This is a genomic window from Methylophaga sp. UBA3192 (assembly GCA_002363955.1).
Classification (GTDB): domain Bacteria; phylum Pseudomonadota; class Gammaproteobacteria; order Nitrosococcales; family Methylophagaceae; genus Methylophaga.
Genome location: DEXE01000008.1, coordinates 21314 through 40023 on the forward strand (window position 1 = coordinate 21314; position 18710 = coordinate 40023).

Genomic DNA, 18710 nt, shown 5'->3' on the forward strand with positions numbered 1-18710 from the left:
TCGCATCATAACATGCCTGAATTAACTGCCATCGCGCTGCTTGCATTGCTCGGCGCCTACCTTATAGGCTCATTATCGAGCGCTGTCATGCTTTGCAAGGTCTCAGGTTTACCTGACCCCAGAACTCAGGGCTCAGGCAATCCCGGCGCGACCAATGTGTTGCGGATGGGCAGCAAAAAGCTCGCGGCACTGGTTCTGCTTATTGATGTATTAAAGGGCGTCATCCCGGTATTAATCGGACGAATGTTAGGCTTTGATATTGATATCCTGGCTTTAATCGCTTTCTTTGCATTTCTTGGGCACTTATACCCTGTCTTTTTCCAGTTTAAAGGTGGCAAAGGTGTCGCAACAGCATTAGGTGCATTTCTGGCGTTGTCACCTGCGTTGGCTGGAGCGGCGTTACTGACTTGGATTCTGGTTTTTGCCATTAGCCGGATTTCGTCTTTATCCGCCATTGCCGCTGCGGCAATGACACCGGTTTATAGCTTATGGCTTATTGATACGGTGTTTGCACGTACGGTTATTCTGTTCATTGCCTTATTGTTGCTATGGCGGCATCGTAGCAATATCCAGCGTTTGCTGGCCGGTGAAGAGAAGAAGTCAGGCTGAAGCTGGCGGCGTTAACTCATCTAATGGCCAACGCGAACGCACATTAAACGTAGCATCGGTTTCAAGTAGCATCGCCTGATGGCGCATGGCACCGGCAAATGCAATCATCGCTCCGTTATCGCTACAGAATTGTAATTGCGGGTAATAAACCTGCACTTTCGGTAATGCATCTAAAGCCGCGCGCAAAGATTTATTGGCACTGACGCCACCGGCCACGACCAAACGCTTATGACCACTTTGTTTTAATGCACGGCGACATTTAATCACCAGGGTTTCCACCGCCGCTGTTTGAAACGCCAGCGCAATATCGGCTTTGGCCTGTTCACTCTGATCACTGTTATGCCAGGTGTTTAAAGCAAATGTTTTCAAACCACTGAAACTGAAATCCAAACCCGGACGATTGGTCATCGGTCTGGGAAAGATATGGGCGCCCTCTTGTCCTTTTTCCGCTAAAGCCGCTAAGGCCGGGCCGCCCGGATAACCCAGCCCCAACATTTTGGCGGTTTTATCAAACGCTTCACCCACCGCATCATCAATGGATTCGCCCATTAATTCATATTCCCCCACGCCCTTAACATCAACCAGTAAGGTATGGCCGCCGGAAATTAATAAAGATACAAATGGAAATGCCGGTGGATTCGCTTCCAGTAACGGCGATAAAAGGTGTCCTTCCATATGATTGATTGGCAAGGCTGGAATATTTAACGCCCAGGCCAGACTGCGGCCAATTGCCGCGCCCACCAGTAAAGCCCCTACCAGGCCCGGACCCGCTGTATAAGCCACTGCATCAATATCTTTACGGTGCAGACCCGCCTCATCCAAAACCTGCTGCATCAAGGGCAATGCTTTCTGAATATGATCGCGGGAAGCCAGTTCCGGCACCACACCGCCATATTCGGCATGCATTTCTATCTGACTGAAAAGTGCGTGAGCTAACAATCCTTTTTCAGTATCATAAAGTGCAATACCGGTTTCGTCGCAAGATGATTCAATTCCTAAAACACGCATAAATTTATTCTGACTGCATTAAATTAATGCCAATTATTATGCCTTGCCGGGGGTGGTCTCATCCAACTAATTCGCATTTAGTATTTTCTTTCCGAAATAGATCTCGTACAATTAAGGGCTTTTCCGTCATTGTCTGTTTAGGAATGTATTGAATGCCATCTGTTAAGGTTAAAGAAAACGAACCATTTGACGTAGCTTTACGTCGTTTCAAACGTGCTTGTGAAAAAGCAGGTACGGTTGCAGAAGCTCGCGCTCGCGAAGCTTATGAAAAACCAACAACTGTTCGCAAACGTGCTGCAGCTGCCGCTGTTAAACGTCACCAGAAGAAACTGTCTCGTGAAAACGCTAGCCGCGTTCGCATGTACTAATTGCTGATTAGAATCTTATTCTAATGCCTCAAGAAGCCAGTCCACTCAAAGCTCGAATTCAAGATAGCGTAAAAGACGCAATGCGAGCCAAAGACAAAGATCGTCTTGGCACATTGCGACAAATTACCGCTGCCATCAAGCAAGTTGAAGTCGATAATCGCCAGGATATGTCAGATGATGACATTATCGTTGTGCTGACCAAAATGACTAAGCAACGCAAAGATGCCTTATCGCAGTTTGAGCAAGCTGGCCGTGATGACTTAGCCGTTATCGAAAAAGCTGAATTGGCGATTATTGAAGAATTCTTGCCAACAGCCTTGAGCGAAGCAGAATTGCAGGCAGCTATCGCTGATGCAATTCAAGAGACAGGTGCTAGCAGTCAGAAAGATATGGGTGCGGTGATGAATGTGTTGCGTCCGAAAGTTCAGGGACGCGCTGATATGGGCGCAGTGAGCAGCCAGGTTAAGGCCGCGCTCAGTTCTTAAGCCAGCAATGCCAGGTCTTTTTTCAGACGTGGTTAACATTCAAGACAGACTTCGGCCATAATTGATTTATGGCCGGACAAATCCCTCCACAGTTTATTGACGAATTGCTCTCACGAGTCGATATCGTTGATATTATCGATGCGCGTGTACCGCTGAAAAAAGCCGGTAAAAATCTGCACGCCTGCTGTCCATTCCACAACGAGAAAACTCCCTCATTTACAGTCAGTCCTGATAAACAGTTTTATCACTGTTTTGGCTGTGGTGCGCACGGCACGGCGATTGGCTTTTTGATGGAGTACGATCAACTCAGCTTTCCGGAAGCCATTCAGGAGCTTGCCGATACCGTTGGTATGCAAGTCCCGGTCACACAACAAGCTGCACTAACCCCCGCCAGACAAAACCTTTATGACCTGATGGATAAGGTCAGTCGTTATTACGTTCATCAACTGCAAAATCATCCGCAGCGCCAACCCTTTCAGGACTATATTCAACAACGTGGTCTCAGTCCCGAAACCGTAGCCGCTTTTGACATTGGTATGGCACCAGACGGCTGGGACAATGTATTACGCACTTTTGGCAATAATCAGCAATCCCAGGATCAACTGTTCGAAGCCGGAATGCTGATTAAAAATGACAAGGGGCGTACTTACGATCGTTTTCGTGATCGACTAATGTTTCCTATCCGTGACCGTCGGGGCCGCGTTATCGCTTTCGGTGGTCGCGTTATTGATGCCGACGGCACGCCAAAATATCTGAACTCACCCGAAACGCCCATCTTTCATAAAGGCCAGGAACTGTATGGCTTGTATCAGGCTCGCAAAGCCAATCGGCGATTGGAAAAAATCCTGATTGTTGAAGGCTATATGGATGTTATCGCCCTGGCCCAGTTTGGGATTAACAATGCGGTGGCCACATTAGGTACTGCGACAACATCCGAACATTTAAGACTTTTGACGCGCAGCGCGCCGGAAATTGTTTTTTGTTTTGATGGCGATCGTGCCGGTAAAGAAGCCGCCTGGCGAGCGGCTGAAAATGCGATGCCAATACTGGGTGGCAATTTTGAGCTGAAATTTATGTTTCTGCCTGAAGGGCAGGATCCCGATACCATGGTGAGGGAGCAGGGGGCCGCTGGTTTTAATCAGTTAGTCGATCGGGCACAAAGTTATTCTGAATTTTTCTTTGCCACCTTGCTTTCCCGGGTGGATAGTCAATCGATGGATGGCCGCGCCAGGCTGGTTGAAATTGCCAAACCCTATCTAAGACATATCCCTGCAGGCTTGTATCGCGATATGCTGGAGCAGCAGCTGGCAGACCATGCTAAAACCAATATTGTCACGTTAAACAAACACTTGGAAAAGCCTGCGTCACCACCACGAGCAAAAAACGCCAAGCAAAATGCAATGGCCAATATGACGCCTGTGCGTATGGCCGTGATGATTCTGTTACAGCATCCACAGTTGTATGAGGCTGTTCCGGATACAGATAATTTGCATCAGCTGGATATGCCAGGTTTGGCGATTTTAATTCAGCTACTTGAAACCATGCGTGAGCATCCCCATCTTAAAACCGCACAGCTTTTGGAGCGTTGGCGAGAAACTCAACAAGCCCCATATCTGGAAAAACTTGCAATGCAACCGCTGAATTTGTCGCCAGAACAACTGGAGCATGAACTCATTGGGATTGTGAGTCGTCTAAACAAGCAAGCAAGAGATGAACGTTTAACTTATCTGATGAGTAAGCCGCTTAGTCAATTAACTGAGGCCGAAAAAATGGAAGTAAAATCCTTTAAGTAAGTGTTCTGTAATCAAAAATGATGCAATAACGAAGTGCTTTCACTATAATATAGTGTTACCGCCAAAAACAGCGTCACCATGCATAAAGAGGCCGAATGAAAGATCAGCAATCACGCGTTAAAGAACTTATCGCCCTTGGAAAGGAGCGCGGTTATCTCACTTACGGCGAGATCAATGACCACCTTCCAGAAGATTTGGTCGATGCGGATCAGGTCGAAGACATCGTCAGTATGTTTAGTGATCTGGGTATCATGGTTCATGAAGATGGCATGGATACCGATGAGATGGAGCGCCTTGCCGAGGCAGTTTCATCAAATGATGAAGTCTCTGATGATGAAGCGGCTGCCGTTCTGGCAAGTTCAGATGGAGAGTTTGGTCGTACTACTGACCCTGTACGCATGTACATGCGCGAAATGGGCTCTGTTGAATTATTAACCCGCGAAGGTGAAATTGTCATTGCAAAACGCATTGAAGCTGGCTTGCGCGAAAGCCTGTTAATGCTGTCCACCTATCCACCCGTTATTTCATCATTCCTTGAATTTTATGATGCTGTAGAAGCGGGCGAAATGCGACTGAATGAGCTGATTCGTGGTTTCGTGGCTCCTGACGAACTCGTTGCCGAGGATGACGATGACGATGATGTGACCAGCAGCACAGATACTGATGACTCTGACAGTGATAGCGATGACGACGATGATGTTGATGGTGTAAGCGATGACGAAGATGATTCTGGTGAAATTGACCCGGAAGAAGCCCGTGCCCGTTTTACCGCGTTACGCGAAGCCTACAATAATGTCCTGGTAGCCGAAGGCGATGCCATGATTGAAGCGCGTGAACAGGCCAGTAACCTGTTCATGGAATTCAAGTTAACACCAAAAACGCTGATTTTCCTGAACGATTTAATGGCAGAAACCATTGCCGAAGTACGTAAACAAGAAAAAATTATCATGGACATCGTCGTTCAGCAGGCAGGAATGAATCGCCGTGATTTCATTGATGCCTTCCAGGGTAATGAGAGCAACCTCGAATGGTCAGATAAATTTGTTCGCGCCAAAAAACATTATTCGTCCACCATTAAGAAAAATCTGGATGAAATTCTGGCGGCACAAACAAAATTGGCCGAAATTTCAGAACAACGTGGCTTGGATATTTCAGAGATAAAAGAAATCAGCCGTCAAATGTCGATTGCTGAAGCCAAAGCGCGTCGTGCCAAGAAGGAAATGGTCGAAGCCAACTTGCGTTTAGTTATCTCTATTGCCAAAAAATACACTAACCGTGGTCTGCAATTCCTCGATTTGATTCAGGAAGGCAATATCGGTCTGATGAAAGCAGTCGATAAATTTGAATATCAGCGTGGTTACAAATTCTCTACCTATGCAACATGGTGGATTCGTCAGGCAATTACCCGTTCTATTGCCGACCAGGCGCGTACTATTCGTATTCCGGTACACATGATTGAAACTATCAACAAACTCAATCGTGTTGCCCGTCAGATGTTGCAGGAAATGGGACGTGAGCCAACTCCTGATGAGCTGGCAGAACGCGTGGAAATGCCGGAAGACAAAGTCCGTAAAGTGCTGAAGATCTCCAAAGAACCGATTTCGATGGAAACACCAATTGGTGATGATGAAGATTCACATCTGGGCGATTTCGTTGAAGATATCAACGTGATGTCACCAGCAGACTCCGCTATCATCGAAGGCCTCAGAGAAGCCACTCAGGGCGTTCTGAACGGTCTGACCGAGCGAGAAGCCAAAGTATTGCGTATGCGGTTTGGTATTGATATGAATACCGACCACACACTGGAAGAAGTCGGTAAACAATTTGATGTTACCCGTGAGCGTATCCGTCAGATCGAAGCCAAGGCGTTACGTAAACTGCGTCACCCATCACGCTCGGATCAACTGAGAAGCTTCCTCGACTCAGATAGCTGATTACAAAATCGGGCCTATAGCTCAGTTGGTTAGAGCAGGGGACTCATAATCCCTTGGTCCCAGGTTCGAGTCCTGGTGGGCCCACCAATTAAATCAAAGCCTTAGCGTTATTTTTAGCGCTAAGGCTTTTTTGTTTTCATCCCATGTAGACACTATGTAGACAGAAATACCATTCGGTTTGCGTAAGGTTACTTATTTCATCAATAGTGATAATCTCCCCTCTATACAAGTTCTTAAACAATAGAAGCAAAATCTCTAGTGTTACTGGTAAGGAAAAGAGTCTTATGGACAAGATACAAAATAAAATTGGCCGAAGCGTTATCGATTACCAACCAATTACTGAGGCTGAGCCAGAACATGTGCAGACACACGAAAATATATTTAATAGTTGGATAAATAGTTCATTTAAATATTTAGTAGAAGATAAAATTACTGGACAGCTTGGTCTTAGGCCTCCACAGATAGGCGCTCTTCACGCCACATTAGGACATTTATTCTCTGATAGAACTATGCCTGCAACCATAGTTATGCCGACAGGTACTGGGAAAACGGAAACAATATTATCAATAGTTATTGCAGGTAAGTTTGAACGTACTTTGGTAGTTGTGCCCTCAGATGCTCTAAGAACTCAGACAGCTAAAAAATTCATAAATCTAGGTTTGTTGAGAAGTTTGGGTTTAGTTGGAGAGACCACTCTCAATCCCAAAGTTTTATCACTTAATCAGGGGTTTGATGCTGTTCTGGGGTTACATTTTTTAAGAGATGTGAACGTCATTGTCGCTACAGCACAAGTTCTGGATCAGTTTTCTCAAAAAAATCTTCAAGAAATCGCAGGAGCTTGCTCACACTTGATTGTTGATGAGGCTCATCACATAACAGCAAAAACATGGAATAGGGTAAAAGAATGTTTTATTGAAAAGTCTGTATTGCAATTTACTGCAACACCATACAGGTCTGACAATAAACCTGTGGATGGCAAAATGATTTTCAACTATCCCATTCAAAGGGCACAGGAAGAAGGTTATTTCAAGGAGATAGAGTTTCATCCAGTTAAAGAGTTTATTGAAGAAAATGCTGACAAAGTCATAGCAGATAAAGCTGTTGAAATTCTTAAAAATGACCTTGAGTTAGAATATACCCATATCCTCATGGCCAGAGCAGGAACAATTAAAAAAGCGAAGGAAGTATTTAAGATTTATCAAGAATATCCTGAACATAATCCGGTTCTTGTATACAGCTCAATGAAAAATAAAAAAGAAGTGCTTGAAAGTATTCTTGCAGGAGCACATCAGATAATTGTTTGCGTAGATATGTTTGGGGAAGGATTCGACCTACCTGAATTAAAAATAGCCGCTCTTCACAGTACACATAAAAGTATAAATATAACCTTACAATTTGCTGGAAGGTTCACTCGGACAAGTGGAAAGAATTTAGGTAATGCAAAATTTATAACTAATATTGCTGATGTCAGAGTTTCTGAGGCGCTTGAAGAACTTTATAACCAAGATGCTGATTGGAACACATTAATAAGAGATATTGGAACAAGAAAAATAAGCGACGCCCAGTCTTTTCAAGATTTCAGATATCAGTTTGATGAATCCTCACTCAAGTTAGTTGATATAGGTCTGCACCCAAAAATAAGTACCGTCATATACAAAAATATCAAAGAAAGATGGTTACCTGAAAAGCTTTGCGAAGTTGTGTCAATGAGTTCAGAGATTTTGGATAGTGCCCTTAATGATAAGCGTGATGTTTTAATTATCTTAGCAAGAAGTAAAGCTCAAGTCGCATGGACTCATTCACAGGATCTAAAAGACATTTCACTAGATCTCTATGTCTTATTTCATGACAAAGAAAAGGATTTGTTGTTTGTACATTCATCTTCAAAGGATGGGATAACAAAAAAACTAATTAGTACAGTTGCTAAGGGAGCAACTCTGATATCAGGTGACTCGGTATTTAGAGTTTTTCATGGTTTAAAAAGGATTAATTTTCAAAATATTGGTTTGAACAGAGATAGAAGAGAGCTCAGATACGTTATGTATAGCGGATCGGATTTGAAAGAAGCACTTTCTCAATTGGAAACTCGAAGAGCAAGGAAGTCTAATCTTTTTGCAAAAGGATTTGAGGGAGGAGCTTTAGTGACTGTTGGTTGTTCACATAAAGGGAAAGTTTGGGCGATGGAATCCAAATCTATAAATGTTTGGATTGAATGGTGTAAACGTATCGGAAAAAAAGTCTTAGATGAATCAATAAATACTAATGAAATTCTGAAAACTGCAATGCAGTCTGAAACGATAAAAACACTCCCTGCAATACCCATCATAAATATAGATTGGCCTGACACACTTCTAAGAGCTAATGAAGGACGTTTAGAAATTGTAGTTGATGGCCTTGTTCAACCTTTTATTGAGTTTGAGTTGAGAATCCAGAGCAATCAAACATCTGGAAATTCATTAAATTTTTTCCTTACTAATGAAAATGAAGAACTCAAGTTTTGCCAATATTTCCATAATAACGGTGAATATAAAGTCATCAATGAAAGTGCTCGATCCGTAAAAATCATTATAAAGAATATAGAAATCGATCTTGACGAGTTTTTTAATGATCATCCCCCCTCAATTTTTCTAAGTGATACATCAATAATAGAGGGAGCTTACAGGCATTTTTGTGATGAAAACTATCTTTACCCATATGATAAAAACAAAATAGAAGTATGGGATTGGAGCGGGGTAGATATCTCAGTGGAATCACAAGGAGAGGAGAGGAGAAAAGATTCTATACAAAACTACACTATCACTAAAATTTGGGACGATTATGATCTGATTTTTGATGATGATGATGCCGGTGAGGTTGCCGATATCGTGGCAATAAAAGATTCAAATGAAGAAATTATTATTCATTTATACCATTGTAAGTTCTGTCCAAAAAAAGATGGTGTTGCATCACCTGGCGCCAGAGTTAAAGATGCTTATGAAGTAACAGGACAAGCAATTAAAAGTGTTAGGTGGATACATTCAAATGAAAAGTTAATTGAGAGATTGCTAGATAGAGAGAAGCACCGGCTGTCAAAAGGGAAAAAATCAAGAATAAACAAAGGTGACATGGAGCTGCTGGTCCTTTTAAGAAAAAAAGTTAGACTGCTAAAAACTAATTATGAGATAACAATCGTCCAGCCAGCATTTTCTTTTATAAGTTTTTCAGAAAGCATATTGTCAATTCTTGGGGCCGGCGAGACTTATATCAAGGAAACCACGGGAGTAAATTTAAATATAATTTCAAGCTCTTAAAATAACGCCGTTTTAAAACTTAATTATTTTAGAAAAATCTTACCACTGATCAAATTTTAAATCTAAACCCTCAAAGCTTAATGAGATAAATATGTTCATAATTGGCAAAGAGTATCACCGTAAGTCAGAAATTCACGGAGTTTACAAAGGGCAATCTCAAGGTGGAATTTCAACGCCTAAAGAGCATAATCTAATATTCTTATTCACATCTGAGGGCGAAGAGAACGGCTACATTGATGAATACCGGCCTGATGGCACTTTTTGGTATACCGGTGAGGGGCAAGTAAGCGATATGCAAATGAAGGGCGTTAATCTCGCCATACTTTCGCACATACAAGATAAAAAAGTCATACATGTCTTCGAATATACTAGAAAAGCGTATGTGAGATATTTAGGACAAGCAGAGTGTCTAGGCTACCACGAAGAAGCCAGACCAAATAAATTTGGCCATGATAGAAAAGCCATAATTTTTCACTTAGATATAGACTCGACTCCTTTTGAAACCCCTAGAAAAGTAGTAAATAAAAAGGAATGGTCCCCGAGTGACCTAAGAGAAAAATCTCTTAAAGAGCTCAGAGATGCAGCACTACAAAAACCATATGAAGCGGCTAGTAAATCAGAAAAGCGGCAATCAGCATATTACCGTTCAAAAGCTTTAAAATTGTATGTCAGTAGAAGGTCAAATGGTTTGTGTGAAGGGTGTACTATGCCATCTCCTTTCCATACCAAAAAAGGTCCATATATTGAATGTCATCACCTGCATAGGCTCGCTGATGGAGGACCAGATCATCCTATTAACGTCATTGGACTCTGCCCTAATTGTCATAGGAGAGCACACCATGCGAAGGATTTTCGTGAATTTAATGATTCATTGAAAATAGTTGTTAAGAAAATCGAACAAAATATTCTCTAAGATGACAAAAAAAACCATCTAAACCTCCTAAATAAGTATTGATGGTTTAGATGGCCCGTTCGAGTCGGTTATAAAAATACAGGATTAATTTTGTAATATGGTAGAGGTCGTCTGCCACCTTGCTGACTCGTTTCACGAACTTCAATCGCAATCCAGTTATTTTCTATTAATATCTGGCAAGCACCTTCAACCTCTTCTCTGTCTTTTAATCCAAACCAACCTTTGTTATATACATTTTTTGCAGTAAATGGGCTGGGTAAAGCTTTATCTTTGATCTTGCCACACAACTTAATTGCTGCAGCTACTTCAGGCTTTTCAGCTACTGCATATATTTTTCTTGCATGAGTTTCTAAATACTCACACACATTAATAGCAAGTTCAGCTGTGGCTGATTTGATAGAGCCCTTAAACCCCTTATCGATGCAATCTATGCAATGAAATACAAGAGCTAAGGCGGGCATTAAAGAACGGTATTTTCCAAAATGCTCTTGCATTAAAGGATTATCTTCATTAGCAATTTTTTCTGTTTGTAAGCGAGTTAACCATTTGTTAAATACAGATTGTGCCTCTATATCAAAACGAAAATACGGTCTACTTTCATCATCGTCAGCCCATGCTCCAAGGTCTCTAAAATTGATTTCAGAAAGTTTTTCAAGAATGTCCTGTACTTTATCCTTAGCTGCTTTATAAGGTTTTCTATCGACAAGTATCCATGTTTTAGGTAATTCCGGCCATACTGCTAGCTGAAGGCGCTGTAAAAGCCCATCATTATTCCCTTGGGTTGCTTGATACAGGTATCGTTTAAGTTTGTCAGGCTGAATGCCTCCGAGTAAGCTAATACAAATATTGCTTACCTCAGTAAGTCCCCTGGAAATTTTCACGTCGGTGTAACTGCCATTTCCGTTCCAGCCTTCTAGAAAATATGCCCTTTCATCTGCATGCTCTTCGCGATCCCATCTTACAAGCAGAGCAGTTAATTCATCTCTAAAAACCAATAAACCGCGTTCATTTTGCTTCTGAATAAGGGTCATGCCCTGAATGGTGGTTTCATTTGCCTTAAATAGTCGCCTCTTAGGTGGTTCTTGAGACTGTTTATAAATTTCAGCATAATCATGTTTTAATACAGCCATTGCATCAGCATCTACCGTACCGGTGACGCCGTTTCCCTTAGAAAGCTTCTGAATTCTTTTTTCAATATCTTTTATTTCAAATTCCCTCTGTAGTTCTTCAGCCTTATAAAAGCCTTTCTCATTTTCAAATTTTTCACCATGTTTAGCTTGTAGGTTTTCAAGCATCCGCAAGGCTTCTTGCATACTTGGTGTTTTGAGCACAACAGAAGGCTGTCCAATACATGTACCCCATAGATTTGGGATCACCTCCCAATCATCCTCTTGTTTTGGTCTAATGCCGCAGCCGGAACCAATTACTGAACTAAAAATAACTAGGGCTGATATTGTTGAAAAATCTGCAGGTGTCTGCATTCTGTGACTCACATCGACTAACCAATCTTTCAAAGCGTCAGGCATAAGCTCTTCCGTCATGCTCATCACGCTGGGTGTCGTGGTCACTATAGGATTAGGTTCACCCCAGTCCATATAAGGAAATTCATCTGACTTTTCTTTAAAGGAATGCATAACAAATACCCCCTTTTAAAGAGGAATAATCCCTTATAAGAAAATTTTGCTTATAAGCAACTCGAAAAAATGAGCAAAGTAGCTTGTTTATAGCTTTCTTAAACAGGCTTTCATTCATTTCATGAAGAAACATGGTCTGCACAGTTATTTACCTCCTTGATGAGAGGTAGATAAACGAACTTGTTGTTCAACGTAGCTTTCAAGATCGCTTTGACGATACCTAACAGCTCTACTTCCAATTTTAATAAACGGTATTTTTGCTCCTGCCCATCTATCCCTTTCTAAGAATGCTCTACTAACACCTAAATAGTCTGCTGCTTGTTGTGAATTTAAAAGTTGTTCATTTGTCATCTGGTTATCTCCGTGTGAATTAAACTGACGGAAACATCCTCAATCGAAAAACAACTAGATCCAACAGTTATTTTTCAAATCTCTTATAAGGGAATTATTTTTATTTTTGGTTAATTTTTGACCATTTTGAAAATGTTTTTGCGCAAAATGGGATCTACTAGCACAATGCATAATATGCAGTAATTCGACACTAGGAAGAAAATATGGGTATTGGACGTACTATCAGAATTTATTTGGACGATGGTGCGATCACGGGGATAAAGCATGCTGAGATTGTGAATTGGACAGGACAAGCGATTTCATCTCCTAGAACGCAAATTAAAACGCTTAGTGAGTGGCCTGAATCTAAAAAGCCTGGTGTTTATTTCTTATTCGGTGTGGACGAAGAATCAGGTAGACAGGCTGCATATATTGGAGAAGCTGAAAATGTATACGACAGGCTACAAAACCATGCGCTTAATAAAGACTTCTGGAACGAAATAGTTTTTTTCACGAGCAAAGATGAAAATCTGACTAAGGCTCATGTGAAATACCTCGAATCAAGGTTGCTTAGTCTTGCGAAATCAGCGAATCGATATGTGCTTCAAAATGGAAACGGCCCACAACTGCCAGTTTTACCTCGTGGTGATAGGGATTCGATGGAAGAATTTATCGGTAATTTACGAACACTGCTTGGAGTGGTTGGCCACAAAGTCCTCGAAGCTCCCGCAGGACATGAAAATGAAGCTCAGCAAGTTGTTATTCCCAAGCCTGAGCAAGATATTTTGAATTTAAAACTTAGATTGAATGTTTCTGGAATATTAGCTTTCGCAGAAATTAGTGATGAGGGAATTGTTGTCTTAAAAGGGTCGCAGTTATCCAGTAATACTAGAGAAAGTCTTGGTAATGGCTATAAAAAACTTAGAGATGAGCTAGTTTCTTCGGGAATAATTACTGAACACGGCGGAAAACTAATTTTTACTTCGAATCAACTTTTTACTAGCCCTTCACAAGCTGCGGCAGTCATTGTTGGCTATTCTATTAATGGTCGAAATCACTGGTGTGATGATTCTGGAAGAACACTCAAAAATTTAGAAGAACAAAATGTTTAGGAAAGGATCTTCTAATGAAGGATTCATGATTGTACATTTGTATTAGCTTGCTTACTTTCCTGAAGGTTTTTTTGGTATTGTTTTTTTGCTTCATTTACTAATTTGCGTAATTTCCCACCCTTATATGCCGCAGCCATAGCCATAAATCCAAAACCAAGAGAGCCAACCATGTTAGCCAAACTAAGCGGAGGGAGTGCTAGATATGCGATGAATGCGAGCATAAAAAACATATCTATGAAGTAGGATCGCATGGCTGCCAATTGGAGAAGCGTGCCATCAGAAGCAATTTCTTCAATTAGTCGTGTTCTCAATTCCTTTTTAGCAATAAACCTACCTCTGAGCTTTTTAAATTGGTTACTCAATAGCTTCTCTATAGGCGGGGAAATATATTTAGCCAATACCGAACCAACAATTCCAATTAGAAGTGAGTAAAAAGCAATATCAAAAGTCATCAGAGATCCCTCTTTTTTGGTTTCCATTCTGGTTATTATTCATGAATGATAAGAGTGAGTCAGTTATTTTTTGCATTGGCTCTCTTAGTCTATCAACATTACTGATTATATAGCCTGCTGTAACATCTCTTGGATCTTTATGATTGACTAATCGTTTCAAAGCATAGGCAGGAATATCGATACTTTCTGCAATCGTAAGGAACGTTCTTCTAAGGTCGTGAAGTGTAAAGTCTACTCCTGACAATTCAGAAACGCGAAGTAAAGACTTACGCGGATCTTGAATGTAACCAGTTTTCGAGTCACTTGGAAATACATAATAACCTTGTCTGGATTCGTATCTTCTTCGAAGTAATGCCTCTAAAAAATCAGATAAGGGGAGCGTGTGAGCTTCTCCATTCTTCGTTTCTTCAATGGTGAATGTCAGGTCTTCAAAATCAATTTGATGCCATTGTAGTTTTGCTGCTTCTGAGCGTCTTAGGCCAGTAAACAACAGAAAATGAAGATAATCTCTGGTTGTTTCATAGTTTAGTTGAAGCGTGGCTTGATACCAGGCCGATAGCTGATGAGCTTTAATAAGCGTTTTACGTCTCTCAACTTTGTACCAGGCTCGAATTTGGCTCAGGCGTTCAACCGGATTAACCAAAATGATCGGGTTACCATTCGCATCTTCAAATTTGTTTTTGGCATGGTTGATAAAAGCTTTTAAAACTCTCATAGATCCGTCAGCTCTAGCATGGCTTTTTTTGCCTAACTCTCTATGCCGTTTTTCCACCATATCTTTAGTAATTTCAGCAATGGGTTTTGTCTGCCAATCAGCAAATGATGCATTTATGTGTCGGGTGTAATCATGAATAGTGCTATCACTGAGATCTTTACGAGTGGCTAAGTAATCTCGAAAGACTTCTATCAAGGTAATTGAACGAGCATTCTTTTCTCTTTTTTCTGATAGGGGATCTCTGCCTGTGGCGACTTGCCCTAAAATGTTCATCGCTTGGGTACGTGCTTGTTCAACGGTTAAATTACCGTAGCGACCCAACGTAATGCGTTTAACACGGCCATTAATGCGTTTTTCAATGATGAAGGATTTAGCCCCATTACTGGTAATTCTCAGAGCAAACCCAGGAATAGAATCGTCTCGATAGAAGCTCTGTGTAGACACTTGACCAGGTTTTGGCGTGGGTGGAAGCGTCTTGTCTACAAATGATTTTGTGATCCTCATGTGTGTCTACATGAGATATTTGTATTTAAAAACAATATGATATGGCTTATGTATGAAGGTTTTTGCACTTGTTTGAATCCTAGTCTTTGTAAAAAATCCCTTTGGGCCCCATGTAGACACTATGTAGACAGTAGCGCTCAAATAATAGCGATTTTATGCAAAAAATGTCAAACTCGAATACGTGCGAAAATTAGTTAAGTGAATGATATTAAAAGACTATCAAAGAATTTCAAGTTTAGGCCCATAATTCTCATAATCCCTTGGTCCCAGGTTCGAGTCCTGGTGGGCCCACCAATTAAATCAAAGCCTTAGCGTTAATTTTAGCGCTAAGGCTTTTTTATTGATTGGATGCTAATATGGCCGGGCTGGCAAGTGTAGGATTGAGTCGCGGCAAAGCAGATTTGAATAAATTGCTCAGCGTCGAGTGAGGCGCCACCGATAAGGCCTCCGTCAACATCTGCTTGGCAGAAGATTGCTGCAGCATTATGGGCTTTAACGCTACCACCATAAATAATTCGAACAGTTTCACTGCTGGCTACATCATGTCTGGCAATTCGTTGGCGCATAAAGCTGTGTACACTCTGAGCCCATTCCGGGGTAGCGGATTTGCCGGAGCCGATAGCCCAGACAGGTTCATAGGCCAGCACAACATTGGCTAATGCTTTTGGACCTTTATGAGCAATTAAAACATCCAGTAAGCGAGCAATCACTTCTTCTGTTTTGCCTGACTCATAGTCATCTTCGGTTTCGCCAATACAGATAATCGGGGTGAGATCATTGTTGATTGCCTGGGCATACTTTTCAGCGACGATCTGATCTAAAACATACTGATCGAGTTCCAACTTTTCATACAGGCAACGACGTTCCGAGTGGCCAATTAAAACGTAGTGACAACCAAAGCCTTTAATCATTGAAGCCGAAATCTCACCGGTATAAGGCCCTTCATCGTAGGCTGAGACATTTTGGGTGCCCCATTGAAGTCTGGAACCGGACAGGACTTCCTGTGCTTCTCTGAGATACACCGATGGCGGAAACAGAGCGATATCTATTGGTAAAGCGTTCTCACTGCTGGACAGGATGCTGTCGAGCATATGGGCGCTGTGTAAAATATTCTGGAGTAATGTTCGCGGGCTTTCGGTTGGATTGTTCATTTTCCAATTTCCGGCCACCAGTGGTTTACGCATAATGTTTACACCTTAGATAAAACGATTTTGAACAATGGTTCTGTTTACTTTTGCAGATGGTAATCAATCACCCGTTCAACTTCATTTTTTGAGCCGAGAATGACTGGTACACGTTGATGAATACTCTCAGGCTGAATATCCAGAATACGTTGTCGACCCGTTGAGCAAAGACCTCCGGCCTGCTCAATAATAAAGCCAATGGGATTGGCTTCATACATCAACCGCAATTTGCCGCCTTTATCTGGCTCACGCTGATCAAGCGGGTAAAGGAAGATGCCGCCACGGGTCAGAATTCGATAAGCCTCAGCGACCATGGAAGCGACCCAGCGCATATTAAAATCCTTGCCGCGGGGACCTTGCCGGCCTTGCATGCATTCATCAATGTAACGTTGCACAGATGCTTCCCAGAAACGCTGGTTGGACATATTGATGGCAAATTCCTGCGAATCTTCGGGAATGGTCATATTGCGATGGGTCAGCACGAATTCCCCGATATCCGGATCCAGCGTAAAGCCATTAACGCCATGTCCAGTAGTCAGAATCATCAGGGTTGAAGGACCATATAATACAAAACCCGCACACACCTGCTGGCTGCCTGATTGGAGAAAATCTTCCAGGCTGGCATTACAGCCTTCGCGACCCTTTAATATTGAAAAGATAGTGCCCACGGTCAGGTTGATATCAATATTCGAGGATCCATCCAACGGATCAAACAGAGCAAGATATTTTCCCTTGGGGAAATGCCCGGGTATGGCAATCGGCTCATCGATTTCTTCAGAGACCATGCCACTCAGGTGGCCGGTCCACTCCAGCGCATCAACCATGATGTCGTTGGTAATAATGTCCAATTGTTTTTGAGTTTCACCTTGCACATTTTCACTCTCGGCACTGCCAAGCTGACCCGTCATTGCACCACGGCTGACGGCATGTGCAATACGCTTGCAAGCACTGGCAATATCACTCAGTAACATGGTGAAATCACCAGATGCGTTGGGAATGCTGCGTTGTTGCTCAATGATAAATTGGGTCAAGCTGATATGTGGCTTCATGGTTGTTATCCTTAAAAAACGGTTACGCCATTTACTGCCAATGCCAAAGTAAAAAGGCAGAGATTTGTTACCGAGAGAAATCAGATACCTTTTGGGGAAAGCTCTCCGGAGGCATAACGTTTCACCATTTTTTCCAGTGAAATCACTTTGATTTTGCTGGCATGCCCGGCACTACCGAAAGCTTCATAGCGGGATTGGCAGATAGCCTGCATTGCCGTGGTAGCGGCTTTATAGAATTTACGGGGGTCAAAATCGCTGGCATATTCCGGCTGGCCCAGATACTGTCGAATTGCACCAGTGGTGGCCATACGTAAATCGGTATCAATATTGACTTTGCGTACGCCAAATTTAATGCCTGAGACGATCTCTTCAACCGGCACACCATAGGTTTGAGCAATATCACCACCATAATTATTAATGATTTGCAGCCAGTCCTGCGGGACTGAACTGGAACCATGCATGACAAAATGCGTATTTGGCAGGCGTTGTTGAAGCTTTTGCAGATGACTGATGGCTAAAACATCAGCTGTTGGTGGCTTGCTGAATTTATAGGCACCATGGCTGGTACCGATGGCAACAGCCAGCGCATCGACATGCGTTTGTCTGATGAATTCAACAGCTTCATCCGGATCAGTCAATAACTGACTGTGATCCAGTTTGTCATCAGAACCATGGCCATCTTCTTCACCCATCATGCCAGTTTCCAGGGAACCCAGACAGCCAAGTTCGCCTTCCACAGAAACACCACAGGCATGCGCCATTTCAACCACTCTTCGGGTAACATCGACGTTATAGTCAAAAGACGAAGGTGTTTTCATATCGCTCATCAAAGAGCCATCCATCATCACTGAGCTAAAGCCGGATTGGATAGAGCGTGCACAGACTGCAGGCTCGGATCCATGATCCTGATGCATCACCACAGGCAGATGTGGATATTGTTCTATCGCAGCAAGAATCAAATGGCGCAGAAAGGGTTCACCGGCATAGGAGCGGGAACCGGCCGATCCCTGCAGAATAACAGGACTGTCGACAGCGTCAGCTGCCTGCATAATAGCCTGGACCTGCTCCATATTGCTGACATTAAAAGCCGGAATCGCGAACTGGTGTTCAGCAGCATAATCCAGCAGTTGTCGCATTGATATTAACGCCATAAGCCTACCTTTTTATTTTGCAAATCAGAGGGTTTTTGAAGCAGGACTCGAGCTGAAACTGATTTTAGCCAGCATCGACCTTGCCTGAATATAAACCATAGGCAGTTTAGGCATATTTTTTTGATAAAAAGAAGTTAGATGTTTTTATGAAGCGTATAAGAAAAAGTTATACGAACGAG

Annotated in this window: 16 protein-coding genes and 1 tRNA gene; 9 read left to right on the forward strand and 8 right to left on the reverse strand. The window is 42.3% G+C overall.

Features of this window, described 5'->3' with window-relative positions; translation table 11 throughout:
• Positions 1–12: 12 nt before the first annotated feature.
• Positions 13–609 (forward strand): glycerol-3-phosphate 1-O-acyltransferase PlsY, encoded by a 597-nt coding sequence (plsY, locus tag B2337_RS13315; protein ID WP_292361018.1) that lies wholly within the window; start codon positions 13–15, stop codon positions 607–609.
• On the opposite strand, the gene tsaD is transcribed toward plsY, so the two are convergent.
• The gene (gene tsaD / locus B2337_RS13320; protein WP_292413816.1) at positions 601–1617 is read right to left on the reverse strand and encodes a tRNA (adenosine(37)-N6)-threonylcarbamoyltransferase complex transferase subunit TsaD; all 1017 of its coding nucleotides are present in this window, start codon (positions 1615–1617) and stop codon (positions 601–603) included. The two genes, plsY and tsaD, sit on opposite strands and share 9 nt — an antisense overlap.
• 152 nt (positions 1618–1769) lie before the next feature.
• On the opposite strand from tsaD, the gene rpsU reads away from it, so the two are divergent.
• The 7 genes from rpsU (at position 1770) to B2337_RS13355 (ending at position 10400) form a co-directional block, all read left to right on the forward strand.
• Positions 1770–1985 carry a 30S ribosomal protein S21 gene (gene rpsU, locus B2337_RS13325; protein WP_014705573.1) on the forward strand — a complete coding sequence of 72 codons (216 nt, stop codon included), beginning with the start codon at positions 1770–1772 and terminating at the stop codon, positions 1983–1985.
• A gap of 23 nt (positions 1986–2008) precedes the next feature.
• The gene (locus B2337_RS13330; RefSeq protein ID WP_292358689.1) at positions 2009–2470 is read left to right on the forward strand and encodes a GatB/YqeY domain-containing protein; all 462 of its coding nucleotides are present in this window, start codon (positions 2009–2011) and stop codon (positions 2468–2470) included.
• Between the two features lie 68 nt (positions 2471–2538).
• Positions 2539–4263: a DNA primase gene (gene dnaG, locus B2337_RS13335; RefSeq protein ID WP_292361015.1), complete on the forward strand. Its 1725-nt coding sequence runs from the start codon at positions 2539–2541 to the stop codon at positions 4261–4263.
• Between the two features lie 95 nt (positions 4264–4358).
• Complete coding sequence (rpoD, locus tag B2337_RS13340) at positions 4359–6197, forward strand: RNA polymerase sigma factor RpoD (protein ID WP_292413818.1); 1839 nt, start codon at positions 4359–4361, stop codon at positions 6195–6197.
• Positions 6198–6207: 10 nt separating this feature from the next.
• Positions 6208–6284 (forward strand) — tRNA-Ile (locus B2337_RS13345).
• Between the two features lie 197 nt (positions 6285–6481).
• Positions 6482–9487 carry a DEAD/DEAH box helicase gene (locus tag B2337_RS13350; protein WP_292413820.1) on the forward strand — a complete coding sequence of 1002 codons (3006 nt, stop codon included), beginning with the start codon at positions 6482–6484 and terminating at the stop codon, positions 9485–9487.
• 91 nt (positions 9488–9578) lie between these two features.
• Complete coding sequence (locus B2337_RS13355) at positions 9579–10400, forward strand: HNH endonuclease (RefSeq protein WP_292413822.1); 822 nt, start codon at positions 9579–9581, stop codon at positions 10398–10400.
• A gap of 68 nt (positions 10401–10468) precedes the next feature.
• On the opposite strand, the gene B2337_RS13360 is transcribed toward B2337_RS13355, so the two are convergent.
• Both B2337_RS13360 and B2337_RS13365 read right to left on the reverse strand, forming a co-directional pair.
• Positions 10469–12034, reverse strand: a complete 1566-nt coding sequence (locus B2337_RS13360) for a YfjI family protein (protein WP_292413824.1) — start codon at positions 12032–12034, stop codon at positions 10469–10471.
• Positions 12035–12178: 144 nt separating this feature from the next.
• Entirely contained in the window at positions 12179–12385 is a 207-nt protein-coding gene (locus tag B2337_RS13365; RefSeq protein WP_292361004.1) for a helix-turn-helix transcriptional regulator, read from the reverse strand.
• A 203-nt stretch (positions 12386–12588) separates the two neighbouring features.
• Here B2337_RS13365 and B2337_RS13370 point away from each other — a divergent pair, with 203 nt between their 5' ends.
• Positions 12589–13476 carry a GIY-YIG nuclease family protein gene (locus tag B2337_RS13370; protein WP_292361002.1) on the forward strand — a complete coding sequence of 296 codons (888 nt, stop codon included), beginning with the start codon at positions 12589–12591 and terminating at the stop codon, positions 13474–13476.
• 23 nt (positions 13477–13499) lie between these two features.
• Here the strand turns inward: B2337_RS13370 and B2337_RS13375 are convergent, their stop codons facing one another.
• The 5 genes from B2337_RS13375 to fba form a co-directional block, all read right to left on the reverse strand.
• Positions 13500–13928, reverse strand: a complete 429-nt coding sequence (locus B2337_RS13375) for a hypothetical protein (RefSeq protein ID WP_292413825.1) — start codon at positions 13926–13928, stop codon at positions 13500–13502.
• Positions 13918–15147: a tyrosine-type recombinase/integrase gene (locus tag B2337_RS13380; RefSeq protein WP_292413827.1), complete on the reverse strand. Its 1230-nt coding sequence runs from the start codon at positions 15145–15147 to the stop codon at positions 13918–13920. Before B2337_RS13380 ends, B2337_RS13375 begins: the two co-directional genes overlap by 11 nt.
• A 326-nt stretch (positions 15148–15473) precedes the next feature.
• Complete coding sequence (gene tpiA, locus B2337_RS13385; protein WP_292360997.1) at positions 15474–16331, reverse strand: triose-phosphate isomerase; 858 nt, start codon at positions 16329–16331, stop codon at positions 15474–15476.
• Between the two features lie 44 nt (positions 16332–16375).
• The gene (locus B2337_RS13390; protein ID WP_292360995.1) at positions 16376–17380 is read right to left on the reverse strand and encodes a class 1 fructose-bisphosphatase; all 1005 of its coding nucleotides are present in this window, start codon (positions 17378–17380) and stop codon (positions 16376–16378) included.
• Between the two features lie 80 nt (positions 17381–17460).
• Positions 17461–18531 carry a class II fructose-bisphosphate aldolase gene (gene fba / locus B2337_RS13395; protein ID WP_292413829.1) on the reverse strand — a complete coding sequence of 357 codons (1071 nt, stop codon included), beginning with the start codon at positions 18529–18531 and terminating at the stop codon, positions 17461–17463.
• Positions 18532–18710: the final 179 nt, after the last annotated feature.